This window comes from Streptomyces sp. NPDC090021 (assembly GCF_044748225.1).
Classification (GTDB): Bacteria; Actinomycetota; Actinomycetes; order Streptomycetales; family Streptomycetaceae; genus Streptomyces.
Map to the genome: position 1 here is coordinate 1 of NZ_JBIVFO010000057.1, position 22,805 is coordinate 22,805.

At 71.3% G+C, this 22,805-nt stretch carries 21 protein-coding genes and 1 pseudogene; 12 read left to right on the forward strand and 10 right to left on the reverse strand.

Annotated features, from left to right (window positions below; genetic code table 11):
* Nucleotides 1-169: 169 nt before the first annotated feature.
* Entirely contained in the window at nt 170-901 is a 732-nt protein-coding gene (locus ACIPXC_RS31990; RefSeq protein ID WP_386462455.1) for a response regulator transcription factor, read from the forward strand.
* Nucleotides 898-2,382 (forward strand): sensor histidine kinase, encoded by a 1,485-nt coding sequence (locus ACIPXC_RS31995; RefSeq protein WP_401625111.1) that lies wholly within the window; start codon nt 898-900, stop codon nt 2,380-2,382. The genes ACIPXC_RS31990 and ACIPXC_RS31995 overlap by 4 nt, the downstream gene beginning before the upstream one ends.
* Here ACIPXC_RS31995 and ACIPXC_RS32000 read toward each other — a convergent pair.
* Nucleotides 2,362-2,496: pseudogene (locus tag ACIPXC_RS32000) on the reverse strand (phospholipase); the annotation flags it as partial. The gene ACIPXC_RS31995 and the pseudogene ACIPXC_RS32000 sit on opposite strands and share 21 nt — an antisense overlap.
* An 88-nt stretch (nt 2,497-2,584) precedes the next feature.
* Nucleotides 2,585-4,402: a bifunctional metallophosphatase/5'-nucleotidase gene (locus ACIPXC_RS32005; RefSeq protein WP_401625114.1), complete on the reverse strand. Its 1,818-nt coding sequence runs from the start codon at nt 4,400-4,402 to the stop codon at nt 2,585-2,587.
* 170 nt (nt 4,403-4,572) lie between these two features.
* Here ACIPXC_RS32005 and mshD point away from each other — a divergent pair, with 170 nt between their 5' ends.
* The 7 genes from mshD (at nt 4,573) to pstB (ending at nt 13,521) form a co-directional block, all read left to right on the forward strand.
* On the forward strand, nt 4,573-5,499 hold the full coding sequence (gene mshD, locus ACIPXC_RS32010; protein WP_401625117.1) for a mycothiol synthase: 927 nt from the start codon (nt 4,573-4,575) through the stop codon (nt 5,497-5,499).
* 327 nt (nt 5,500-5,826) lie between these two features.
* On the forward strand, nt 5,827-8,154 hold the full coding sequence (locus ACIPXC_RS32015; protein ID WP_401625120.1) for an RNA degradosome polyphosphate kinase: 2,328 nt from the start codon (nt 5,827-5,829) through the stop codon (nt 8,152-8,154).
* Nucleotides 8,135-9,112, forward strand: coding sequence for a CHAD domain-containing protein (locus tag ACIPXC_RS32020; RefSeq protein ID WP_401625123.1), 978 nt, complete (start codon nt 8,135-8,137; stop codon nt 9,110-9,112). Before ACIPXC_RS32015 ends, ACIPXC_RS32020 begins: the two co-directional genes overlap by 20 nt.
* 250 nt (nt 9,113-9,362) lie before the next feature.
* Nucleotides 9,363-10,499, forward strand: a complete 1,137-nt coding sequence (gene pstS, locus ACIPXC_RS32025) for a phosphate ABC transporter substrate-binding protein PstS (RefSeq protein WP_401625126.1) — start codon at nt 9,363-9,365, stop codon at nt 10,497-10,499.
* A 144-nt stretch (nt 10,500-10,643) separates the two neighbouring features.
* Nucleotides 10,644-11,633: a phosphate ABC transporter permease subunit PstC gene (pstC, locus tag ACIPXC_RS32030; RefSeq protein WP_401625129.1), complete on the forward strand. Its 990-nt coding sequence runs from the start codon at nt 10,644-10,646 to the stop codon at nt 11,631-11,633.
* Nucleotides 11,633-12,715, forward strand: coding sequence for a phosphate ABC transporter permease PstA (pstA, locus tag ACIPXC_RS32035; protein WP_401625132.1), 1,083 nt, complete (start codon nt 11,633-11,635; stop codon nt 12,713-12,715). The genes pstC and pstA overlap by 1 nt, the downstream gene beginning before the upstream one ends.
* 29 nt (nt 12,716-12,744) lie before the next feature.
* Nucleotides 12,745-13,521, forward strand: coding sequence for a phosphate ABC transporter ATP-binding protein PstB (gene pstB, locus ACIPXC_RS32040; protein WP_401625134.1), 777 nt, complete (start codon nt 12,745-12,747; stop codon nt 13,519-13,521).
* A 197-nt stretch (nt 13,522-13,718) separates the two neighbouring features.
* On the opposite strand, the gene ACIPXC_RS32045 is transcribed toward pstB, so the two are convergent.
* Entirely contained in the window at nt 13,719-14,717 is a 999-nt protein-coding gene (locus ACIPXC_RS32045) for an anion permease (RefSeq protein WP_401625137.1), read from the reverse strand.
* A gap of 5 nt (nt 14,718-14,722) precedes the next feature.
* The gene (locus ACIPXC_RS32050; RefSeq protein WP_401625140.1) at nt 14,723-15,343 is read right to left on the reverse strand and encodes a DUF47 domain-containing protein; all 621 of its coding nucleotides are present in this window, start codon (nt 15,341-15,343) and stop codon (nt 14,723-14,725) included.
* Between the two features lie 196 nt (nt 15,344-15,539).
* Between ACIPXC_RS32050 and ACIPXC_RS32055 the strand changes: the two genes are divergently transcribed.
* A complete protein-coding gene (locus ACIPXC_RS32055) occupies nt 15,540-15,920 on the forward strand; it encodes a metal-sensitive transcriptional regulator (protein ID WP_401625143.1) in 381 nt (126 codons plus the stop codon).
* Nucleotides 15,921-16,162: 242 nt separating this feature from the next.
* Here ACIPXC_RS32055 and ACIPXC_RS32060 read toward each other — a convergent pair whose 3' ends face one another.
* Both ACIPXC_RS32060 and ACIPXC_RS32065 read right to left on the reverse strand, forming a co-directional pair.
* Nucleotides 16,163-16,348, reverse strand: a complete 186-nt coding sequence (locus ACIPXC_RS32060; protein WP_401625146.1) for a hypothetical protein — start codon at nt 16,346-16,348, stop codon at nt 16,163-16,165.
* A 136-nt stretch (nt 16,349-16,484) separates the two neighbouring features.
* Nucleotides 16,485-17,315 carry a hypothetical protein gene (locus tag ACIPXC_RS32065; protein WP_401625149.1) on the reverse strand — a complete coding sequence of 277 codons (831 nt, stop codon included), beginning with the start codon at nt 17,313-17,315 and terminating at the stop codon, nt 16,485-16,487.
* Nucleotides 17,316-17,446: 131 nt separating this feature from the next.
* Here ACIPXC_RS32065 and ACIPXC_RS32070 point away from each other — a divergent pair, with 131 nt between their 5' ends.
* Both ACIPXC_RS32070 and ACIPXC_RS32075 read left to right on the forward strand, forming a co-directional pair.
* Complete coding sequence (locus ACIPXC_RS32070) at nt 17,447-17,671, forward strand: hypothetical protein (protein WP_401625152.1); 225 nt, start codon at nt 17,447-17,449, stop codon at nt 17,669-17,671.
* A gap of 64 nt (nt 17,672-17,735) precedes the next feature.
* On the forward strand, nt 17,736-17,954 hold the full coding sequence (locus ACIPXC_RS32075; RefSeq protein ID WP_401625155.1) for a hypothetical protein: 219 nt from the start codon (nt 17,736-17,738) through the stop codon (nt 17,952-17,954).
* A gap of 144 nt (nt 17,955-18,098) precedes the next feature.
* On the opposite strand, the gene ACIPXC_RS32080 is transcribed toward ACIPXC_RS32075, so the two are convergent.
* The 4 genes from ACIPXC_RS32080 to ACIPXC_RS32095 all read right to left on the reverse strand — a co-directional run bounded on the left by ACIPXC_RS32080 (nt 18,099) and on the right by ACIPXC_RS32095 (nt 22,787).
* Complete coding sequence (locus tag ACIPXC_RS32080) at nt 18,099-18,827, reverse strand: phosphatase PAP2 family protein (RefSeq protein WP_401625158.1); 729 nt, start codon at nt 18,825-18,827, stop codon at nt 18,099-18,101.
* Between the two features lie 216 nt (nt 18,828-19,043).
* On the reverse strand, nt 19,044-20,051 hold the full coding sequence (locus ACIPXC_RS32085; RefSeq protein ID WP_401625198.1) for an NlpC/P60 family protein: 1,008 nt from the start codon (nt 20,049-20,051) through the stop codon (nt 19,044-19,046).
* Nucleotides 20,052-20,127: 76 nt separating this feature from the next.
* A complete protein-coding gene (locus ACIPXC_RS32090) occupies nt 20,128-21,837 on the reverse strand; it encodes a serine/threonine-protein kinase (RefSeq protein WP_401625161.1) in 1,710 nt (569 codons plus the stop codon).
* A 143-nt stretch (nt 21,838-21,980) separates the two neighbouring features.
* Nucleotides 21,981-22,787, reverse strand: a complete 807-nt coding sequence (locus ACIPXC_RS32095; RefSeq protein ID WP_401625164.1) for a thioesterase family protein — start codon at nt 22,785-22,787, stop codon at nt 21,981-21,983.
* Between the last annotated feature and the right edge of the window lie 18 nt (nt 22,788-22,805).

The following is a 22,805-nucleotide window of genomic DNA, read 5'->3' on the forward strand; positions in this document are numbered from 1 at the left end:
ACACATGCCATTTCCTCCGGCGTCACATGCCCTCAACGACACACCGCACCCACAGGACACGCACCAACAACACCAACCTGACCAAGCCCTACTAGCCCGCCGTGCGACGCTGGAGACGCCGTCGACCGGCGGACCCCGCAGCCGGCCACCACACCTGGGAGACCCATCCATGAACCCCGCCGAAGGCGAAGCGCGGATCCTCGTCGTCGACGACGAACCGGCCGTACGCGAGGCCCTGCGCCGCAGCCTCGCCTTCGAGGGGTACGCCGTGCAGACCGCCGTCGACGGGCTCGACGCCCTCGACAAGGCGGCCTCGTACGCTCCCGGCCTGATCGTGCTGGACATCCAGATGCCGCGGATGGACGGGCTCACGGCGGCCCGCCGGCTGCGCGCTTCCGGCAGCACCACGCCGATCCTGATGCTCACCGCCCGCGACACCGTCGGCGACCGCGTCACCGGCCTCGACGCGGGCGCCGACGACTACCTCGTCAAACCGTTCGAGCTCGACGAGCTCTTCGCCCGCGTCCGCGCCCTGCTGCGGCGCAGCTCCTACGCCGCCCCGCAGGCGGGCGGCGGGGCCCCCGAGGACGTCCTGACCTTCGGCGACCTGCGCATGGACCTCGCGACCCGCGAGGTCACCCGGTCCGGGCGCCCGGTGGAGCTGACCCGTACCGAGTTCACGCTGCTGGAGATGTTCCTCGCGCACCCCCGCCAGGTCCTGACCCGTGAGCAGATCCTCAAGACCGTCTGGGGATTCGACTTCGAGCCCAGCTCCAACTCCCTGGACGTGTACGTGATGTACCTGCGCCGCAAGACCGAGGCGGGCGGCGAGCCGCGCCTGGTCCACACCGTGCGCGGGGTGGGCTACGTGCTGCGCGCCGGCGAGGGCGGGCCCGAGTGAACCCGCTCGCCCGCTTCCGCGCGCTGCCGCTGCGCTCCCGGCTGGCCCTGCTGGTCACGGTGGCGGTGGCGCTGGCCGTGGCGGGCGTGGCCGCGGTGTCCTGGGTGATGGTCCGCACCCAGCTGCGCGACCAGCTGGACAGCGCGCTGCGCGCCACCAACGCCGAGGCGCAGGCCAATCAGGTCTACCGCTCCATCGGCTGCGTGTCCGTCACCGGCGCGCTCCCGGAGCGGCCCGCCAACAACCTCAGCGCCCAGGTGCAGATCGTGCGGCCGGACGGCAGCCACTGCTGGATCGACGGCCGCAGCACCCTGCGGATCAGCGCCATCGACCTGGAGGTCGCCCAGCGGCGGCGCGGGGCCGCCCTCTACGACGCGACCACCTCCGACGGGGTGGCGGTGCGCGTCTACACCCAGCCCGCCCTGCTCGACGGGCGGGCGGCCGCGCTGACCGTGGCCAAGCCGCTCGCCGACATCGACAAGCCCCTGTCCACACTGGCCTGGGTGCTGCTCCTGGTCTGCGGCGTCGGAGTGGTCGGCGCCGGCGCGGCCGGCCTGTGGGTGGCCCGGACGGGACTGCGGCCCGTGGACGAGCTGACCGACGCCGTGGAACACATCGCCCGCACCGAGGACCTGACGGTACGGATCCCGGACGAGGGCGACGACGAGATCGCCCGCCTGTCGCGCTCGTTCAACTCGATGACCGCGGCCCTGGCCTCCTCCCAGGAGCGGCAGGCCCAGCTGATCGCGGACGCCGGACACGAGCTGCGCACGCCGCTGACCTCGCTGCGCACCAACATCGAGCTCCTCGCGCGCAGCGAGGAGACCGGCCGGGCCATTCCGCCCGACGACCGGCGGGAGCTGCTGGCCTCGGTCAAGGCGCAGATGACGGAACTGGCCTCGCTGATCGGGGACCTGCAGGAGCTGTCCCGGCCGGACGCGGCCTCTCCCGGCCCGCTCGGTGTGGTCGCCCTGCACGAGATCGCCGCTGCCGCGCTGTCCCGGGCCCGGCTGCGCGGCCCGGAGCTGGTGTTCGCCTCGGACCTGGAGCCCTGGTATGTGCGCAGCGAGGCGGCGGCGCTGGAGCGGGCGGTGGTCAACGTCCTGGACAACGCGGTGAAGTTCAGCCCGCCGGGCGGTTTGGTGGAGGTGACGCTGCGGGCGGGCGAGCTGACCGTACGGGACCACGGGCCGGGCATCCCGGCCGAGGACCTGCCGCACGTCTTCGAGCGGTTCTGGCGGTCCCCCTCGGCCCGCGCCCTGCCCGGCAGCGGGCTGGGCCTGTCGATCGTCGCCCGTACGGCGGCCCGCGCGGGCGGCAGCGCCGAGCTGCGGGCGGCGACGGACGGCGGTCCGGGCACGGAGGCGGTGCTGCGTATCCCGGGGGCGCCGACCCCGCCGCCGTCCGAGCCGTCGGTCGACCCTTCGGTCGACCCGTCGGCCGGTCCTCCGGCCGGTCCGTCAGTTGTGCCTGATCAGTGAGGCGACCAGGCCGGAGCGGGTGTTCGGGAAGTCGATGGGGACGATGCCGAGCCCGGTCCGGCCGGCCATCTCCCCGCCGTCGACGAAGGCGTGCACCTGCGGGTTGAGGCTGCCTCCCCGCCACGGGGGTGCGGGGCGAACGCCGGAGGGGGCGGCGGGCCGGTCGGCCCACCGCCCCCTCCGGGCGTGCTGTACGCGCGTACTACTTGATGACGGTGATCCGGTTCGCCACCGGCGGGGCGATCGGCGAGGACTCCGAGGAGTTGTTCGTCAGGTAGGCGTTGAAGCAGTCCAGGTCGGACGCGCCCACCAGCTTGTTCTTGTGCTCCTTCAGGACGGTGAAGCCGTCACCGCCGCCCGCGAGGAACTCGTTCATCGCGACCCGGTAGGTCCTGGCGGGGTCGATCGCCTCACCGTTCAGCCGGACCGAGTCCACGACGATGCGGTCGGCGCCGGCCTTCGTCATGTCGAGGGTGTAGGTGAAGCCCTTCGACACCTGCAGGATCTTCGGGCTGACCCCGTTGACCGGGCCGCTGACCTGCTGCTGGAGCGCGGTGATCAGCTGCGCGCCGGTCAGGTCCACCACGTTCATCATGTTGTTGAACGGCTGGACCGTGAAGGACTCGCCGTAGGTCACCACGCCGTCGCCCTCGGCCCCCGAGGCCTTGTAGGCGAGGTCCGAGCGGATACCGCCCGGGTTCATCAGGGCCAGCTGCGCGCCGCCCTTGTCCGCCGGGGCGAGCGCCTCCAGCTGGGCGTCGGCGATCAGGTCGCCGAGCGGCTTCTCGGGCTCCGCCGAGCCGCGGCCCGGGATGTCGGCCGAGATGAAGCCCTGCGGGCGGTTGGCGATCGGGGCCGCCAGGGCGCTCCAGCGCTGGATCAGCTCGGTCATGTCCGGGGCCTTGGGCTGGTCCCGGGTGACGACCTTGTTGACCGGCTTGGGGGAGGTGACCGGCGTACGGACGATGTCCTTGGTCTTCCGGTCGTAGGTGAGCGTGGTGTCCGTGAACAGCCGGCCGATGGAGGCCGCCGAGGTCACCGCGCGCGGGTTGCCCGCCGGGTCGGGGATGTTGCAGGCGTAGGCCTGGTGCGTGTGGCCCGTGACCAGCGCGTCGACCTTGGCGTCGACGTTCTTGGCGATGTCCACGATCGCGCCCGAGATGCCGGCGCCGGCGCCCGGGACGTCACAGTCGTAGTTGTACGCGCCGCTCGCGGGCAGACCGCCCTCGTGGATCAGCGCGACGATCGACTTCACGCCCTGCTTGTTCAGCTCGGCGGCGTACTTGTTGATCGTCTCGATCTCGTCGCCGAACTTGAGGCCCTTGACGCCCTCGGCGGTCACGACGTCCGGAGTGCCCTCCAGGGTGACGCCGATGAAGCCGATCTTCACGTCGCCCTTCTTCCACACGTAGGTGGGCGACATCAGGGGGCGCTTGGTCTTCTCGTCGGTGACGTTCGCGGCGAGGTACCGGAAGGTCGAGCCCGTGAACTCCTTGCCGAACTCGTAGCAGCCCTCGACCGGGTGGCAGCCGCCGTACGCCATGCGGCGCAGCTCGTTCCTGCCCTCGTCGAACTCGTGGTTGCCGACGCTGGAGACGTTCAGCCCCAGCTTGTTCAGCGCCTCGATGCTCGGCTCGTCGTGGAAGAGACCGGACAGCATCGGGCTGCCGCCGATCATGTCGCCGGCCGCTGCGGTGACGGAGTACTCGTGGCCCTTGCGGGCCTCGCGGAGGGCGGTCGCGAGGTACTCGACCCCGCCCGCGGGTATGGCCTTGGTGGTGCCGTCGGCCTGACGCTCGGTCACGTTGCCGGAGGAGCCCTGCGGGGGCTCCAGGGTGCCGTGGAAGTCGTTGAACGACAGCATCTGTACATCGACGGTCCGGCTCTTGGCCGCACCGCCACCACTCGCGGCTCCGGCCGGCAGTGCGGCGGCGACCATCGCGCCGGCCCCGGCCGTGACGGCGAGGGCGGTGAAGGTCAACCGGCGGGTTCGGCGGTGCCGTTGTGGCGTCGCTGACATGTGGTCCCCTTTGTGGACAGCGATACTGCTCGGGAGGTCCGCCGAAGCCTATGGTCAACGCGCGTAGCTCTACCAGGGGGTAACGGGTATCGCGTTGGTTACACGCAGAAGAAGGACCGACCCCGCGCCCGCTCTGCGCTCGGCGGCCGGGACGGTCGTAGGCTCGTTCCATGACTGACGCAAGCGCGGCCCTGGAGCCGGGACGGCAGATTGAGACCCTCGACGAGCTGACGGGGGAACAGGCCGACGCCGTCCTCGACCTGATCGAGGACGCGGCGCGCACGGACGGCACCACCGCCGTGTCCGAGCAGGGAAGGCTCCAGCTGCGCGGCGGACCGCGCGCGGGCATCCGGCACTTCCTGCTCACCGACGGCGGCCGGCTCGCCGCGTACGGGCAACTGGAGGACACCGACCCGGTGGAGGCACCGGCCGCCGAACTCGTCGTGCACCCGGCGCTGCGCGGCCGCGGCCACGGCCGGGCGATGGGAATGGCCCTGCTGGCCGCCTCCGGCAAGCGGCTGCGGGTGTGGGCCCACGGCGGGAAGTCGGCCGCCCGGCACCTCGCCCAGGTGCTCGGCCTGACCCTCTTCCGCGAGCTCCGCCAGCTGCGCCGGCCCCTCGCCGAGGGCGCCCCGCTCCCCGAGCCGGTCCTCCCGCCGGGCGTGACGGTGCGGGCCTTCCAGCCCGGCACCGACGACGCGGCCTGGCTCGCGGCGAACGCCGCCGCCTTCGCCCACCACCCCGAGCAGGGCTCGCTCACCCAACGTGACCTCGACGACCGCATCGCGCAGCCCTGGTTCGACGCCAAGGGCTTCTTCCTCGCCGAGCGCGACGGCGAGCTCGTCGGCTTCCACTGGACCAAGGTCCACGCGGCGGAACGGCTCGGCGAGGTCTACGTGGTCGGCGTCCTCCCGGGCGCCCAGGGCGGCGGGCTCGGCAAGGCCCTCACCGCGATCGGCCTCCAGCACCTGGCGGCCCAGGGCCTGCCGACGGCCATGCTCTACGTGGACGCCGACAACCCGGCGGCCCTCGCCGTGTACGAGGGCCTCGGCTTCACCACCCACGAGGTCGACCTGATGTACCGCACGGAAAGCTGACCCGCACAAGCCCCAGGCCCAGCCGCCCCGCCCGACCCCGCCGCCTCACGTCAGCCCCGCCGCCCCCATCAGCCTCGCCGGCGTTTGAGGCGCGGGGTCCGGGGGCAGTGCCCCGGCGACGGCGCCGCACCCGCGCACACCCCCCGACCCCCACCACACCCAGCGCCCCCGGGAAGGACTCGTGCGCCAGCCGGAGCCGGGAAGCCATGCGCCATTCACCGGGCATTCAGACGCGCTTGCGACTCTCCCCCAATGCAGCCCCGACTCCGACCGACGGCAGACACCTCCGACGCGCCTGTCCTGCCGCTTGCGCGGAAGAATGGAGTCATGAGTCACAAGCCCAGCGCCGGCCCCACCGAGGTCCCCGCACAGCACCCGTCTCACACGTCCGCCTCCGCCACCGGCGAGCCCACGGACAAGGACACCGGCAAGGACACCGGCAAGGACACCGGCACGGCAGGCGCCCGGGCCTCCGGCGCCGCGGCCCACGCCCGCATAGGCTCCATCGCCGCGCACCGCCCGCACCTCGGCCTCGACCCCGACCTCGACGCCGACCTGGACGCCTACGACGACAAGGACGGCGGGGAACTCCCCCCGAACCGCTTCCTCGACCGGGAGCGCAGCTGGCTCGCCTTCAACGAGCGGGTGCTGGAGCTCGCCGAGGACCCGACGACCCCGCTCCTGGAGCGCGCGAACTTCCTGGCTATCTTCGCGAGCAACCTCGACGAGTTCTTCATGGTCCGCGTGGCCGGCCTCAAACGGCGTATCGCAACGGGTGTCGCCACCCGATCGGCCTCCGGCCTGCAGCCCCGCGAGGTGCTGGACCTCATCTGGACGCGCTCGCGCGAGCTCATGGCCCGCCACGCCGCCTGCTTCCAGCAGGACATCTCCCCGGCGCTGGCCGAGGAGGGCATCCACCTGATCCGCTGGCCCGACCTCACCGAGAAGGAGCAGGCGCGCCTCTTCACGCTGTTCCGGAACCAGATCTTCCCGGTGCTGACCCCGCTGGCCGTGGACCCCGCGCACCCCTTCCCGTACATCTCCGGCCTCTCCCTCAACCTGGCCGTCGTCGTGCGCAACCCCGTCAGCGGCCACCGCCACTTCGCCCGGGTCAAGGTCCCGCCGATCCTCTCCCGCTTCCTGGAGGCCTCCCCGCAGCGCTACGTCCCGCTGGAGGACGTCATCGCGGCGCACCTGGAGGAGCTGTTCCCCGGCATGGAGGTGCTCGCGCACCACATGTTCCGCGTGACCCGCAACGAGGACCTGGAGGTGGAGGAGGACGACGCCGAGAACCTCCTCCAGGCCCTGGAGAAGGAACTCATGCGGCGCCGCTTCGGCCCGCCCGTGCGCCTGGAGGTCGAGGAGTCCATCGACCCCGGCGTCCTGGACCTCCTCGTGCAGGAGCTGAACGTCAACGCCTCCGAGGTGTACCCGCTGCCCGGGCCCCTCGACCTGACGGCCCTCTTCGGGATCGCCTCGCTGGACATCCCGGAGCTGAAGTACCCGAAGTTCGTCGCCGGCACCCACCGCGACCTCGCCGAGGTCGAGTCCGCGCACGCCCCCGACATCTTCGCCGCGCTGCGCGAGCGGGACGTGCTGCTGCACCACCCGTACGACTCCTTCTCCACCTCGGTGCAGGCCTTCCTGGAGCAGGCCGCCGCCGACCCGGACGTGCTCGCCATCAAGCAGACCCTCTACCGCACCTCCGGCGACTCCCCGATCGTGGACGCCCTGATCGACGCCGCCGACTCCGGCAAGCAGGTCCTCGTCCTCGTCGAGATCAAGGCCCGTTTCGACGAACAGGCCAACATCAAGTGGGCGCGCAAGCTGGAGGAGTCCGGCTGCCACGTCGTCTACGGGCTCGTCGGCCTCAAGACCCACTGCAAGCTGTCGCTCGTCGTCCGCCAGGAGGGCGACACCCTGCGCCGCTACTCCCACGTGGGCACCGGCAACTACCACCCCAAGACCGCCCGGCTCTACGAGGACCTCGGCCTGCTCACCGCAGACCCGCAGGTCGGCGCCGACCTCTCCGACCTCTTCAACCGGCTGTCCGGCTACTCCCGCCGCGAGACCTACCGCCGGCTGCTGGTGGCCCCCCGCTCGCTGCGCGACGGACTGATCGCGCGCATCGACAAGGAGGCCGCCCACCACAAGGCCGGCCGCCCCGCGTACGTGCGCCTGAAGATGAACTCGATCGTCGACGAGGCCCTGATCGACTCGCTCTACCGGGCCTCCCAGGCGGGCGTGCCCGTCGACATCTGGGTGCGCGGCATCTGCGCGGTGCGCCCGGGGGTCCCCGGGCTCTCGGACAACATCCGGGTCCGTTCGGTCCTCGGCCGCTTCCTCGAACACTCCCGGGTCTTCGCCTTCGGCAACGGCGGCGAGCCCGAGGTGTGGATCGGCAGCGCCGACATGATGCACCGCAACCTCGACCGCCGTATCGAGGCACTGGTCAGGGTCGCCGACCCGGCCCACCGCGCGGCACTGGACCGGATGCTGGAGACCGGGATGTCCGACGCCACCTCCTCCTGGCACCTGGGCCCGGACGGTGAATGGACACGGCACAGCACGGACGCGGACGGCCAGCCGCTGCGGCACGTACAGGAGACGCTCATAGACGCCCGGAGGCGCCGGCGTGGCTCAGCAAAACCGTAACCCGCAGGCCGGGGAGCCGGACGCAGGTGACGTGCTGGGCACGTACCTGCGTTCGCAGGCCATGGCGTTCCTGCGCGCCATGCGCCAGTACAGTCCGAGCGCCGTGAGCGGGGCCGACGCCGCGGAGAACAGCGGCGCGGCGCGCAGCCTGCGGGGGGCCGCGCGCCGCATCAGCGGATCACTGGCCACGTTCCGGGTGGTGACCGAGTCGTCCTGGGCGGACGGCCTGCGCACCGAGCTGGTGTGGCTGTCCTCGACCCTGGCGGACGAGCACGCGTACGCCGCCCGGCTGGCCCGGCTCACGGACGCGCTGCACCGGCTGTCGGGGTCCCCGGCTCTCCCGGCGCCGCGCGGCTCGGCCGGTGCGCTGACGGTGGGCTCGGCGCGTGCGGGCGCGCTGCTGGACCGCCAGCTGACCCTCGCCCGTACGCGCGCCCACTCGGCCACCCTCCAGGCGCTGGGCTCGTCCCGCTTCCACGCGGTGGCGGACGCGGTGGCGGTACTGGCCTCCGAGGTCCCGCTGGACGCCGTCGCGGCGCGCGGGCGGGTCGGGGAGGTCCTCGTCCCCCTCGCGGCCATGGCCGAATCCCGACTGTCGGCCGCGGTGTCCGCGCTGCCGCCGACCGGTGCCCGCGGGACGACGCCGAGCCCGTACGACGCGGACCACGACGGCCTGTGGCACGAGGTGCGCCGCCTGCTGCGGGTCCACCGGTACGCGCAGGAGGTCCTCGGCGAGGACGTGAGCCGGCCGACGGCCGCGGGCGCGGCCCTGGACCGCCACCGTGACGCCGCCGAGGCCGCCGCCGCCTCCGCCGCCGCGGCCCGTACCCCGCGCATCGCCCCGGCGACGGCCTACACCTTAGGGGTCCTGCACGCCGACCAGCGCCACGAGGTCGAGGCGGCCCGGGCGGACTTCCAGCACCTGTGGCTGAGGGAGCCCGCGGTCACACCGCGGTAACGGCGGGATAACGGATGATGACCCCTGCGTGCGGACGCGCCGGAACACACCGGGTCGTCCGCCACGGTTCACCATCCGTTCACTCGGGCCGGTCGGCTGCTTCACCTGTTCTGCCTAATTTCGGTCGTGCACGGAGACGGCGGCCCGCAGACGCGGCGGCCGGCCCGCGCACCCGACGTAGTAGTCCTCTTCGCACGCCGCCCGGTACGAACGGAAAGCGGCCGGCGGCTTCTGGAAGGAACATCCGAAAGTGAAGCTTCAGCGCAAGAACATGCTTCGTACCTCCGCCCTCGGTGCGCTTGTCGTGTCCGGCGCCCTGGTCCTCACGGCGTGCGGCTCGGACGACAACACCAAGACCGGCGACGGCGCCACCAAGGCCGCCGCTCCGGCCGCCGGCGACGTCAAGTGCGACGACGCCAAGGGCAAGCTGCTGGCCTCCGGCTCCTCCGCGCAGAAGAACGCGGTCGAGCTGTGGATCAAGAACTACATGGCCGCCTGCTCCGGCGTCGAGGTCAACTACAAGTCCTCCTCCTCCGGTGAGGGCATCGTCGCCTTCAACCAGGGCACCGTCGGGTTCGCCGGCTCCGACTCGGCGCTGAAGCCGGAGCAGGTCGAGGAGTCGAAGAAGATCTGCACCGGCGGCCAGGGCGTCAACCTGCCGATGGTCGGCGGCCCCGTCGCCCTCGGCTTCAACGTCTCCGGCGTGGACAAGCTGAACCTCGACGCCGCCACGATCGCCAACATCTTCAACGACAAGATCAAGAAGTGGGACGACGAGGCGATCAAGAAGCTGAACCCCGGCGTCACGCTTCCCTCCACCGCCATCCAGGCCTTCCACCGCTCCGACGACTCGGGCACCACCGAGAACGTCACCAAGTACCTCAAGGCCGCGGCCCCCGACGCCTGGCCGCACGAGCCCGCGAAGAAGTGGGCCGCCCCGGGCGGCCAGGCCGCCTCCGGCTCCGCCGGTGTCGCCGCGCAGGTCAAGCAGGTCGACGGCGCGATCGGCTACTTCGAGCTCTCCTTCGCCAGCTCCCAGGGCATCAAGACCGTCGACCTGAACACGGGCGCCGCCGCCCCGGTCCCGGCCACCGGCGACAACGCCTCCAAGGCCATCGCCGCCGCCAAGATCTCCGGCACCGGCTCCGACCTGGCGCTGAAGCTCGACTACACCACCAAGGCCGAGGGCGCCTACCCGCTCGTCCTGGTGACCTACGAGGTCGTCTGCGACAAGGGCAACAAGGCCGAGACGCTCCCGACCGTGAAGTCTTTCCTGAACTACACCGCCTCGGACGCGGGCCAGAAGGTCCTCCTCGACAACGGCTACGCGCCGATCCCGGCCGAGATCAACGCCAAGGTCCGCGAGGTCATCAACTCGCTGAGCTAGTCCTGAGCTCCAGGAGCCGGTCCTCCCCTCCCTCCCCCGTCCGGGGACGCGGGGAGGCCGGCCCCGGAGCCCCTTCCCCTCCCACCCGGGGGAATCCGGTGCACCGCCGCCAGGGGGCCTGCCCCCACACAGACCGGAAAGACCATGGCTTCCACCACACCCACCCAGATAGACACGGATCCGCCCGTCTCCACGAGCAAGGGGTCCACCGGCCGCGCCGGTGACAAGATCTTCGCCGGGCTCTCCAAGGGCTCCGGCATCACGCTCCTGGTGATCATGGCGTCGATCGCCGCCTTCCTCACCTACCGCGCCTCGATCGCACTGTCGAAGAACGAGGGGAACTTCCTCACCACCTTCGACTGGAACGCGTCGGCCAACCCGCCCGTCTTCGGCATCGCCGTCCTGCTCTTCGGCACCATCGTCAGCTCGATCATCGCGATGGTCATCGCGGTTCCGATCGCCGTCGGTATCGCCCTCTTCATCTCGCACTACGCGCCGCGCAAGCTGGCCGCCCCGATCGCCTACGTGGTCGACCTGCTGGCCGCCGTGCCGTCGATCATCTACGGCATCTGGGGCGCCCTCTTCCTCGTCCCGCAGCTGGCCGGCCTGAACCTCTGGCTCGACGAGTACCTGGGCTGGACCTACGTCTTCGACAAGACCCAGGTCGGCGTCGCACGCTCCCTCTTCACCGTCGGCATCCTGCTCGCGATCATGATCCTGCCGATCGTGACCAGCGTCAGCCGCGAGGTCTTCCTCCAGGTCCCGCGCATGAACGAGGAGGCCGCCCTGGCCCTCGGCGCGACCCGCTGGGAGGTCATCCGGATGTCCGTGCTGCCCTTCGGCCGCTCCGGCGTCATCTCCGCCTCGATGCTCGGCCTCGGCCGCGCCCTCGGCGAGACCATGGCCGTCGCCACCGTCCTGTCGCCGAGCTTCCTCATCTCCGGTCACATCCTGAACCCGGGCGGCGGCACCTTCGCGCAGAACATCGCCGCGAAGTTCGACGAGGCCAACGAGTTCGGCCGTGACGCCCTGATCGCCTCGGGCCTCGTACTCTTCCTGCTCACCCTGCTGGTCAACGGTGCAGCTCGCCTGATCATCGCTCGCCGCAAGGACTTCTCGGGGGCGAACGCCTGATGAGCCACGCACTCCAGGACCAGCGGCCCACCCGGGCCCCCAAGTCCGCCGCTCCCACCAGCCTCACCCGAGGCGGCCTGCCCCGCTGGGCCCCGGCCGGCATCGCGGTCCTCGCGATCGCCCTCGGCTGCGGCATCGGCCTCGTCTTCGACCTCCACAGCAGGATCCAGTGGGGGCTCCTCTCGGCCCTGCTCTTCATCGGCATCACGTACGCCGCCAGCGCGGTGATCGAGAACCGGCGCCAGGCCAAGGACCGCATCGCGACCTCCCTCGTGTGGGTCTGCTTCGTCCTCGCGGTCATCCCGCTGCTCTCGCTGATGTGGACCACCATCAGCCGCGGCGTCAAGCTGCTGAGCGGCTACTTCCTCAGCCACTCCATGAACGGTGTGACCAGCTTCGACGAGGGCGGCGGCGTCTACCACGCCCTGCTCGGCACCATCGAGCAGATCGCCCTGGCCACCCTGATCGCAGCCCCCATCGGCCTGCTGACCGCCGTCTACCTGGTCGAGTACGGCAAGGGCCAGCTCGCCCGGGCCGTCACCTTCTTCGTCGACGTCATGACCGGCATCCCCTCCATCGTCGCGGGACTGTTCATCCTGACGACCTGGAACCTGATGCTCGGCTTCGGCCCCTCCGGCTTCGCCGGCGCGATGGCCCTGTCGATCCTGATGATGCCGGTCGTGGTCCGCTCCACCGAGGAGATGCTCAAGCTCGTCCCGAACGAGCTGCGCGAGGCCGCCCTGGCCCTCGGTGTGCCGAAGTGGCGCGTGATCCTCAAGGTGGTGCTCCCCACCGCCATCGGCGGCATCTCCACCGGTCTGATGCTGGCCGTCGCCCGCATCGCCGGTGAGACCGCCCCGATCATGCTGCTGGTCTTCGGCTCCCAGCTGATCAACGGCAACCCCTTCGAAGGCGCCCAGTCCTCGCTCCCCCTCTACATTTGGGAGCAGTACAAGGTCGGCAGTGAAGCCTCCTACGACCGGGCATGGGCCGCAGCGCTCGTCCTGATCGCCTTCGTCATGATCCTCAATCTGGTGGCCCGCGGCATCGCCCGCTGGAAGGCCCCGAAGACCGGTCGCTGACGCGACTGTATGAAAGCGAAGTGACCCCCATGGCGAAGCGAATCGACGTCAGCGGACTGTCCGCCTTCTACGGCAACCACAAGGCCATCGACGACATCTCGATGACCGTCGAACCCCGCTCGGTGACGGCCTTCATCGGCCCCTCCGGCTGCGGCAAGTCCACCTTCCTGCGCACCCTGAACCGCATGCACGAGGTCACCCCCGGCGGCCGCGTCGAGGGCAAGGTGATGCTGGACGACGAGAACCTGTACGGCGCCGGCGTGGACCCCGTCGCGGTCCGCCGCACGGTCGGCATGGTCTTCCAGCGCCCGAACCCCTTCCCCACCATGTCGATCTTCGACAACGTGGCGGCGGGCCTGCGGCTGAACGGCAGCTTCAAGAAGTCCGAGCTGGGCGACATCGTCGAGCGCTCCCTCAAGGGCGCCAACCTCTGGAACGAGGTCAAGGACCGCCTGAACAAGCCGGGCTCCGGCCTCTCCGGCGGCCAGCAGCAGCGTCTGTGCATCGCCCGCGCCATCGCGGTCGAGCCCGAGGTCCTGCTGATGGACGAGCCCTGCTCGGCCCTGGACCCGATCTCCACGCTGGCGATCGAGGACCTGATCGGCGAGCTCAAGGAGCGCTTCACGATCGTCATCGTGACGCACAACATGCAGCAGGCCGCCCGCGTCTCCGACCGCACCGCCTTCTTCAACCTCGCGGCGGTCGGCCAGCCCGGCAAGCTCATCGAGATCGACGACACGGACCGCATCTTCTCGAACCCGTCCGTGCAGGCGACCGAGGACTACATCTCGGGCCGCTTCGGCTAAAGAGATGTGCGAGACGTCCCGCGGTGCTGCATGGCGGTGCCACCGCGGGACGGAAGAAAGAAAAGAGGGCCGGCTCCCCCTGGGTGGGGGGAGCCGGCCCGCTTTCGTACGCGCGCTCCGCGGGCACGTACCGCTCAGCCGAAGGGCGCAGCCCGGGGGACGACCCCCGGACCTCCAGCAGGGGACGATCGCCGGCCCTAGCCGAAGGCCAGGTTCACGACCCAGAAACTGATCGCCGCAACCAGAGCCGCGGCCGGCATCGTAATGAACCAGCCCAGGATGATGTTCTTGGCGACACCCCAGCGCACCGCGTTCACGCGCTTCGTCGCACCCACGCCCATGATCGCCGAGGTGATCACGTGGGTGGTGGAGATCGGCGCGTGGAAGAGGTACGCCGAGCCGAACATGATCGAGGCGCCGGTGGTCTCCGCCGCGAAGCCCTGCGGCGGGTCCAGCTCGATGATCTTGCGGCCGAGCGTGCGCATGATGCGCCAGCCACCCGCGTACGTACCCAGCGACAGCATCACCGCGCACACGACCTTGACCCAGACCGGGATCGGGTCGTCGGCGGACTGGACATCGGCGATGACCAGGGCCATCACCACGATGCCCATCGTCTTCTGCGCGTCCTGGAGGCCGTGGCCGAGCGCCATGGCGGCCGCGGAGACGGTCTGGGCGATACGGAAGCCGTGCTTCGCCTTGTGCGGGTTGGCGCGGCGGAACATCCACAGGATGACCACCATCACCAGGAAACCGGCGACGAGGCCGACGACCGGCGAGGCGAACATCGGGATGACGACCTTGTCGACCACGCCCGACCAGATGACCTCCGTACCCCCGGCCAGGGCCGCGCCCACCATGCCGCCGAAGAGGGCGTGCGAGGAGGACGAGGGCAGGCCGAAGTACCAGGTGATCAGGTTCCAGGCGATCGCGCCGACCAGCGCCGCGAACAGGATCCACATGCCCGTGGAGCCCGTGGGCGTCTCGATCAGGCCGCTGCTGACCGTCTTGGCCACCCCGCTGCCCAGGAAGGCGCCGGCGAGGTTCATCACGGCCGCCATCGTGAGCGCCGCCCGCGGGGTCAGTGCCCGCGTGGAGACGGAGGTCGCGATCGCGTTCGCCGAGTCGTGAAAACCGTTCGTATACGTGAAACCGAGCGCGACACCGATGGTCACGACCAGAGCGAAGGTGTCCACGAGGTTCAGGACTCCTTGACCGCGATGGTCTCCACCGTGTTCGCGACGTGCTCGAACGCGTCGGCCGCCTCTTCGAGCACGTCGACGATCTGCTTCAGCTTCAGCACCTCGATGGCGTCGTACTTGCCGTTGAACAGGTGCGCGAGCAGCTTGCGGTGGATCTGGTCGGCCTGGTTCTCCAGGCGGTTGACCTCGATCCAGTACTCGGTCAGGTTGTCCATCGTCCGCAGGTGCGGCATGGCCTCGGCGGTCAGCTCGGCCGCCCGCGCCAGCACCTCGATCTGCTGCTCGACACCCTTGGGCAGTTCTTCGATGTTGTAGAGGACGACGAGGTCGACGGCCTCCTCCATGAAGTCCATGATGTCGTCGAGCGACGACGCCAGGGAGTAGATGTCCTCACGGTCGAACGGCGTGATGAAGGAGGAGTTCAGCTGGTGGAAGATCGCGTGTGTCGCGTCGTCCCCCGCGTGCTCCGCCGCCCGCATCCGTTCCGCGATCTCGACCCGGGCGGAAGAGTCCGCTCCGAGCAGTTCCATAAGGAGCTTGGAGCCCGTGACGATGTTGTCCGCGGATGCGGCGAACATGTCGTAGAAGCTCGTCTCCCTGGGGGTCAGACGAAATCGCACGTGAGGTCCTCGGGGTGCATCGGATTCGGTCAGGCTGATGCTAGGCGCATCCCCCGGCCACGGCTAACCGGCGGTTCCCCAGTGTCCTCCATCAGGCAGAGTGAGGACCACGGGCCCCCGCCCCTCGGGCGCAAGCCCGGTATCCTATACCCATGAGGGGTATACATCCCCCTCGCTCCGGACCACGGGAGGACGTATGACGACCATCGAGGCGGAGGGCCCCGGAGCCGGATCCGGCGCGGCGGCGACGGCGGCGACGGCGGCCACCCCCGGCACCTCCCACGAAGGCGGGACCGTCCACGGCTACCACCACCAGAAGGACGAGCACCTCAAGCGGCTGCGCCGGATCGAGGGCCAGATCCGCGGCCTCCAGCGTCTCGTCGACGAGGACGTCTACTGCATCGACATACTCACCCAGGTCTCGGCGAGCACGAAGGCGCTCCAGTCCTTCGCACTCCAGCTGCTGGAGGAGCACCTGCGCCACTGCGTCGCCGACGCGGCGGTCAAGGGCGGGGCGGAGATCGACGCCAAGGTCGAGGAGGCCACGAAGGCCATCGCGCGGCTCCTGCGCACCTGAGCCCCCGGCCCCGCCGCAGCCGCCCGCACGGCGTGGGCCCGGTGCGCGGCACCCGTACGCCCGGTGCGGCACCCGTACGCCCGGCGAGGCGGCGCAGACGGCCGGGCGGCGGCACAGGCAGGCGGGCGGTGGGGCGGGGCAGGCGACCGGGCGGGCAGCACAGGCGACCGGGCGGGCAGCACAGGCAGCCGGTCGGGCGGCACAGGCAGCCCGGCGGCCGGCGGGGCTCGTGACCGACACGGCTAGCGGCCCAGCAGGACCTCGTCGATGCGGTCCAGGCTCAGCCGGTCCTCGACGGCCGCGGACGCGGCGATGATCAGCTCGCCGCACAGTTCGATCTCGGCGAGCGCCACGTGGTCCTGCACCGTCGTACCGCCTGCGGGAGTCACGCGTGTCACCTCAATCTGCCACCGGCCACCGGCCGTCATCGGTCATGCCGCACCACTTGCCGGCGCCCGGCTTCTCAGCGTAGGGAGGACGCCCCTCCCGCCGCATGACACGGATGGACCATTTCCGGATACCCGGCCATGGCCCGATCGCGCCGCTCCCGGACCGCCCGCCCCGCTAGTCGGCGATCTTTCCGGCGTAAATGTCCCCACTCGCGGGCAATACGACGGTCACCGGCGTCCCGAATCCGTACAGCAGCGTGGTCGATGACACATCGATCACGCCATTGTTGACGTAGGTGAAGCGGTGCCTGACCTTCCGCAGCCGCCCCTCCTCGTCCAGGTAGGCGTCGAAGGGGACCGTGTCCTTGCTGAACCCTTTCGCCGCGGCCGCCAGTGCCCCGCGCGTCTCGGCCGACGCGCTCACCGCGGCCCGCCCGATGTCGGTGGTCCCCCGGTAGTGCCGCACCTTGGTGCCCGCCACCTCGGTCTCCCCGACGTACGTCACCTCCTGCGCGGCCCGCAGCAGCTCTGCCGCGATCAGCGGATCGGTGGCCCCGCCGGTGACCAGGTTCCCGTCGGCGAGGGTCGTCGTGTCGATGCGCACCCACTTGTCGGCGGGGACGCCCGCGCCGCGGTTCTTCATGTAGAGCGCGCCGGGTACGAGGAGCTCGGTGATGGGACGGTGTTCGTCCTCGCCCTTCACGTCGGCCGGCAGCAGCACCAGGAGCTGCCCCATCCGCTTCTTGAAGTCGACGCCGCCCTCACCGCGGATGGTGACCCGGGTCCCACCCGTGGCCATCTCCATGGCCGTACGGGCGCGGGCGCTGCCCGTGCGCGTCAGGACGTCCGCGGCCCCGCGGACCACCGAGGCCGCTTCCGCCGGGGACCGGTCGTCGCTCCCGCCGCCGGCGCACCCGCCCGTCGCCGTGACCGCCAGGGTGACTCCGGCGGCGAGCACCACCTCGGCCGCGCGTCCGCGCAGCAGCCTGTGCCGGTGTTCCACCATCGCCTGCCAACCCCCAACGCATGAAAGCTGCTTGCCCGAGGTCCCCACCCGTTCCGGATAACGAGGCCCCGGGTTTCCCGTCACGGGGCACTCCCTCCCCACCCGCCGCCGGCCCCGGGTACCGTGGAGAAGTGGAACCGCACATCGACGCGACCCCGGTCCCTCCGCTCGACGCCGTACCGCTACCGCGGTCGCAGTCGCAGCCCCAGCCGCCGACCGCCCACACCACCTCCACCGCCGACCGCGGATCGTTCTGCCTGGCCGCCTGTTCCTGCGGCTGGAAGGGCCCGGCCCGCCGCTCCCGCGACCTGGCCCGCAAGGACGCGGCCGGCCACGAGAACCCGGACATGCCTTAGGGGTGTCTCGCCCGTTCGGACGGCCCGGCTGGCCCGGGGGCTTCGCAGCGGATGCCCTTGACTCATGCCAGGTTCCGCAGCCCGCCTCGCGGCCCTTCTCTGGGCCCTGCTCATCGCGTTCGCCCCGGCCGCCGCGGCCTGGGCCAGACCCGTGGGCTCGGCGGACAGCCCGGCCGACGTGGCCCTGGCCATCGGGCTCACCTCCGCCGCCGCCCTGGCCACCGGACTGTGGCTGCGCTCGCGCTACCGCCGCGAGGGCGGCACGGACACGGGTGACCAGTGACGCCCCGCCCCCGCCCGCGGGCGGTCCGGCTGTGCTTCGGGGTGGCCGCGCTGTGCCTGCTGACGGCCGTACTGCTCGCCGTATGGGACTCGTACGGGGCGGGCTGATCCGGGTGGGCGGGTCCCGCCCGCAGGGGTGCGGCCGTCAGGCGGCGAGGTCGTTGTCCTGCGTGCGCCGGCCTGCGGGAGGGTTGTGGGGCTGTGCGAGGTCGACCGGCAGGGGCCTGGACCGGTCCCCGGCCCGTACGAGCCCCCCGAAGCGCGGGGAGTCGGCGACCGCCCGGACCAGCGGGTCGAGCACTGCCAGCGCGAGCGGCGCGAGCACCAGGGCCACGGCGGTGCCGAGCGCGAGCCCGCCGATCACATCGGTCGGGTAGTGGAGGCCCATGTAGACGCGGCAGAGGCCCTCCGCGAGGGCCAGCGCGATCCCCACGATCCCGAACTTCCGGTTCGCCACGAACAGGCCCACTCCCAGGGCCATCGCGGCGGTGGTATGGCCGCTGACGAAGGAGTACTCGGTGTTCGCCAGCCCCACGCCCCAGCCGGGGTCGAGCACCTGCAGCCCCTCGTGCTGGCGGAACGGCCGCTGCCGGCCCACGAATTCACGCAGGGGTACGTTCACGAGCAGGGCCAGGCCCGCGGCGAGCGGGGCCCACACGAGCGCGGTGAAGGATTCGACGGCGGCGGTCTCGTCCTGACGCCGGGCGCCGCGCCAGCACCACAGCACGAGCAGCACCAGGGCCAGCAGGATCCCGTACTCACCGGCCAGGCTCACGGCGGTGTCCAGCCACGAGGGGGCCCGCCGGGCCGCTCCGTTGACCTCGTACAGCAGGCTGACATCCACGTTCGGCCCACCTGTTGTGAGTCCAGCCATGGTGACGCGGCCCCTTGCTCTTGCCGTGGTTCCCCTGCGGACGCAGCCCGGCGTGCGCCCCTTCGACACCCACTTGATCAACTCCCGCGTTCATGGAACGCCCGTTCCGGCAGCCGGGTTCCACTCTCCACCGAATGATCACGGCAACGTTATCGAAGAGTGACTGGTCGTCGCAGCTCAGGGCCTTTGCATCACGGAGAGTTGCGAGGCGCCGCCTCAGGACGGCCGCCCGGCCGCGGCCCGCACCGGCAGGGACGCCGCCCCGTCCTTCGTCACACGCGTCGCGCCGAAGTAGTCGGGAGTGTCGATCCTGTCGAAGCGGATGACCGCCCCGGTGTACGGCGCGTTGATCATGTATCCGCCGCCCACGTAGAGCCCGACGTGCCGGATTTCCCGAGAGTTCGTCAGATCATCGGAGAAGAACACCAGGTCTCCGGGCAGGAGTTCGTCGCGCGAGGGATGCGGACCGGCGTTGTACTGGTCGTTGGCCACACGCGGCAGCTCGATCCCGACCGTCTCGTACGCGGCCTTGGTCAACCCCGAGCAGTCGAACCGCCCACCCTGGTCGGGCGTACCGTTGCCACCCCACAGGTACGGCGTGCCCAGCTGCTTCTGCGCGAAGTAGATCGCCCCGGCCGCCTGTTGCGAGGGCGCCACCCGCCCCACGGGCCGCTCAAAGCTCTTCGCCAGCGTCGTGATCGCCTTCACGTACCCCTGGGTCTCCTTGTACGGCGGCACGCCCCCGTACTTGATGACCGCGTAGGCACCGGCGTTGTAGGCGGCCAGCATGTTCGCCGTCGCGTCGCCGGGCACGCTCCGCACGTCTTTGGCCAGCGTGCAGTCGTACGAAGCGGCCGAGGGAATGGCGTCGTTCGGGTCCCAGATGTCCCGGTCCCCGTCACCGTCCCCGTCGATTCCGTGGCCTGCCCAGGTGCCCGGAATGAACTGCGCGATGCCCCGCGCGTCCGCCGGGCTCACGGCACTCGGGTTCCAGCCGCTCTCGGAGTACAGCTGCGCGGCGAGCAGCGGCGGGCTGATGGCCGGACACAGGTTGCCCCACTTCTCCACCAGTGCCTGGTACTTCGCGGGCACGGCCCCCTTCGTCAGGCCCACGGCACGGCCACCGGCACCCGCTCCCACGAGGCCCGCCGCCGCCGAGTACGTCCCCACGACGAGGAGCGTCACGAACGTCAGACACAGCCCGATCCCGATCCCGCCGGCCATCCAGAATCTGCGCACCCGTCAACCCTCCCCCATCCCGGTCACTTCAACGTGCGAATCGCCCGTGTCGCATGTCCTACTACCCCACTTGGAAGCCGGTGCAGTGGATGCTCGCGTACTTCGTGGGGTCATCCTCGACGTGGTAGAAGACCAGCGTCCAGTCCCCGGGGTCGTTGGCCAGGGGCACGCCGGGGTACGTCCGGCCGTTCACGTGCTCCGCGAAGTCGTCCGGGTACGTGAGCGTCAGGAACTCACCCGTCTTCCACTTGCTGTAGATGTCGACGGGCTTGCTGGTGAAGCCGACGGACCGGTTGTCCATCGGGAAGGGCCGTCCGGTCTGCGGGTCGAGGTCGTGCGGGGACCTGACCGCCACCGAAACGTAGTACGGATCGGGTTTGTCCGGGCTGTTCTCGGCGTACTTCACGCGCATGCTGATCTTGACGGACCTGCCCGAAACCTCGGCGCCCGCCTGGAAGTCCGCACCCGGCGGCTTCTGCTCCGTCCCCAGATTGCACGCGCCGGTGCCGTGCGCCGCACGCTCCGGATCGGTGGAGGGCAGCCAGAAGTAGCGCGAGATCTGGTTGCCCTCGATGTACTCGGCGGGCGGCTTGCCGGGGGCGCCCCCGGACACGGAGGGCGCGGGGCCGACGCCTCCCGCGCCCGGATTCCCGGCGGGCGTGCCCGCGGGACCGGCCGAGGCGTCCTTCCCCCGGCCATCCCCACCGTTCTCCCCGCCGCCCTCCCCGCCGAACGGGACCAGCTTCCAGGTGGCCAGCGACAGAGACGCGGCCACCACCAGGCCCGCCACCCACACGCCCGCCCGCCCGCGCCTCGCCGGCGCCGGGGCGTGGGCCTGGGCCACGGCCGCGTGATCGGTCGGCGTGTAGCCGTACGAGAGACCCGGCCCCTGCGTCCGCATCTCGTGCACCGGCACCGGCTCGCCCAGCGCCCCCAGCCCCGCGTACACCGGGTCGTCCACGAGCGCGTCGCGCACCCCGCAGCGGCGGACGATCTCCGCCGGGTCCGGGCGCTCGGCCGGGTCCTTCGCCACGCACGCCCCGATCAGCGCCGCCAGACCCGGCGCCACCCCGGCCAGGTCCACGGGCTCGTGCACCGCCCGGTAGCTCACCGTCGCCGGATCCCCCGTACCGAACGGCGGACGCCCGGTCGCCGCGTACGCCATCGTCGCGCCCAGGGCGAAGACGTCCGCCGGGCCGTCGCCCGTCCCGCCACCGACGAGCACCTCCGGGGCGGTGAACCCGGGCGTACCCGGCGCCTGTCCGTCCTGGGTGAGCGCGGTGGCCCCTACCGCCTTCGCGATACCGAAGTCGATGAGCTGCGGCCCCTGCGCGCCCAGGATGACGTTCTGCGGCTTCAGGTCCCGGTGCGTCACCCCGTACCCGTGCACGCTCGCCAGCCCCTCGGCCAGCGCGGCGAACAGCCGCAGGCAGGTGTCCGCCGGCAGGCCCCCGCGCTCGGCCACGGCATGACCGAGCGTCGGCCCCGCCACGTACTCCGTCGCCAGCCAGTAGGGCGCCGTCGCCAGCGACGCGTCGATCAGGTTCGCCGTGTACGCCGACCGCACCGCACGCACCGTCTCGGCCTCGCGCCGGAACCGGGCCAGCGCCTCCGGATGCCCGGTGATCTCGTCCCGGATCACCTTCACCGCGACCAGGCGCCCACCGGGCGACCGCCCGAGGTACACCTGCCCCATCCCCCCGGCACCGAGCCGGGCCAGCAGCGCGTGCGCCCCGATCTGCGCAGGGTCGACGTCTCTCAGGGCCTCCATCCGCACGAGCCTGCCACACCGACTCCCGCTCCACGGCGGCGGGTTGACGCAACCGGCGCCCCAGGACGGGCCACCGGCCCCCGAACCCCGGACCCCGGCCCCGGAACCCCGCGCCGCGGCCAGGACCTCGGCCAGGACCTCGGCTAGGACCGCGGCGCCACGAACAGGCTCTGCGCGCTCCGCCCGATCGGGCCCTTCTCGTCGTGCAGCTGCGCGTCCGCCAGACCGATGCCGGCCGCGTCCACACTCGTACGGGCCTGCACGCACGCCCACTCGCCCACCGGATGGCGGTGCAGGTGGACGGTCAAGTCGCTGTTGATGAAGACATAGGACCCGAAGTCCATCACCGCGCTGATCCCGTTGCCCGAATCGGCCGCGATCAGCACCCGGTCCAGCGGCCGGGTCTCCTCCCCGGCGATCAGCGGAACCTTCATCCGCATCCAGCACGTACCCGGGCCCGGTTCGACGAAGGCGCCCTCGGTGAACCGGGTCTCCATGGCCGAGTGGTAGCCGGTCTCCCACGGCACCGGGAAGAACGGCGTCACCTCCACCTCCCCGGGCGCCGGCAGCTGCGGCCCGCTCACCACGGCCGGCACGGGCTCCTGCGCGACCCGGATCCGCAGGGCCCGCGCCAGCATCACGGGCGCGGCTCCCACCGCGGCTCCCACCGGGGCGATCGCGGCCTCGACCACTTCGGTGCTGCGGCCGGAGCGCAGCACGGTGGTGGTGACCTCCAGCTCGCCGATCGGCACCGGGCGCAGGATCTCGTAGGTGATCCGGGCGATCCGCATGTCCGCGCGCGCACCCGGCCGCTCCTCGACGGCCCGCCCGAGCAGCGCCGCCGGCGGACCGGCGTGCTGCGAGAGCGCGTCCCACGGCCCGCGCGTGTACTCGGTGGCGGTGAACCGCCCGGCATCACGTCGTTCGAAGAACCCCTCGGCAGCGCCCATACAGGCCACGCTACCGAC

What these genes read in the sequence shown, in the direction of transcription:
- ACIPXC_RS31990 (WP_386462455.1), top strand. Translation starts at nt 170, where the DNA reads ATGAACCCCGCCGAAGGCGAAGCGCGGATCCTCGTCGTCGACGACGAA.
- ACIPXC_RS32005 (WP_401625114.1), bottom strand. Translation starts at nt 4,402, where the DNA reads ATGTCAGCGACGCCACAACGGCACCGCCGAACCCGCCGGTTGACCTTC.
- mshD (WP_401625117.1), top strand. Translation starts at nt 4,573, where the DNA reads ATGACTGACGCAAGCGCGGCCCTGGAGCCGGGACGGCAGATTGAGACC.
- ACIPXC_RS32015 (WP_401625120.1), top strand. Translation starts at nt 5,827, where the DNA reads ATGAGTCACAAGCCCAGCGCCGGCCCCACCGAGGTCCCCGCACAGCAC.
- pstC (WP_401625129.1), top strand. Translation starts at nt 10,644, where the DNA reads ATGGCTTCCACCACACCCACCCAGATAGACACGGATCCGCCCGTCTCC.
- pstA (WP_401625132.1), top strand. Translation starts at nt 11,633, where the DNA reads ATGAGCCACGCACTCCAGGACCAGCGGCCCACCCGGGCCCCCAAGTCC.
- pstB (WP_401625134.1), top strand. Translation starts at nt 12,745, where the DNA reads ATGGCGAAGCGAATCGACGTCAGCGGACTGTCCGCCTTCTACGGCAAC.
- ACIPXC_RS32055 (WP_401625143.1), top strand. Translation starts at nt 15,540, where the DNA reads ATGACGACCATCGAGGCGGAGGGCCCCGGAGCCGGATCCGGCGCGGCG.
- ACIPXC_RS32060 (WP_401625146.1), bottom strand. Translation starts at nt 16,348, where the DNA reads ATGACGGCCGGTGGCCGGTGGCAGATTGAGGTGACACGCGTGACTCCC.
- ACIPXC_RS32065 (WP_401625149.1), bottom strand. Translation starts at nt 17,315, where the DNA reads ATGGTGGAACACCGGCACAGGCTGCTGCGCGGACGCGCGGCCGAGGTG.
- ACIPXC_RS32075 (WP_401625155.1), top strand. Translation starts at nt 17,736, where the DNA reads ATGCCAGGTTCCGCAGCCCGCCTCGCGGCCCTTCTCTGGGCCCTGCTC.
- ACIPXC_RS32080 (WP_401625158.1), bottom strand. Translation starts at nt 18,827, where the DNA reads ATGGCTGGACTCACAACAGGTGGGCCGAACGTGGATGTCAGCCTGCTG.
- ACIPXC_RS32085 (WP_401625198.1), bottom strand. Translation starts at nt 20,051, where the DNA reads ATGGCCGGCGGGATCGGGATCGGGCTGTGTCTGACGTTCGTGACGCTC.
- ACIPXC_RS32090 (WP_401625161.1), bottom strand. Translation starts at nt 21,837, where the DNA reads ATGGAGGCCCTGAGAGACGTCGACCCTGCGCAGATCGGGGCGCACGCG.
- ACIPXC_RS32095 (WP_401625164.1), bottom strand. Translation starts at nt 22,787, where the DNA reads ATGGGCGCTGCCGAGGGGTTCTTCGAACGACGTGATGCCGGGCGGTTC.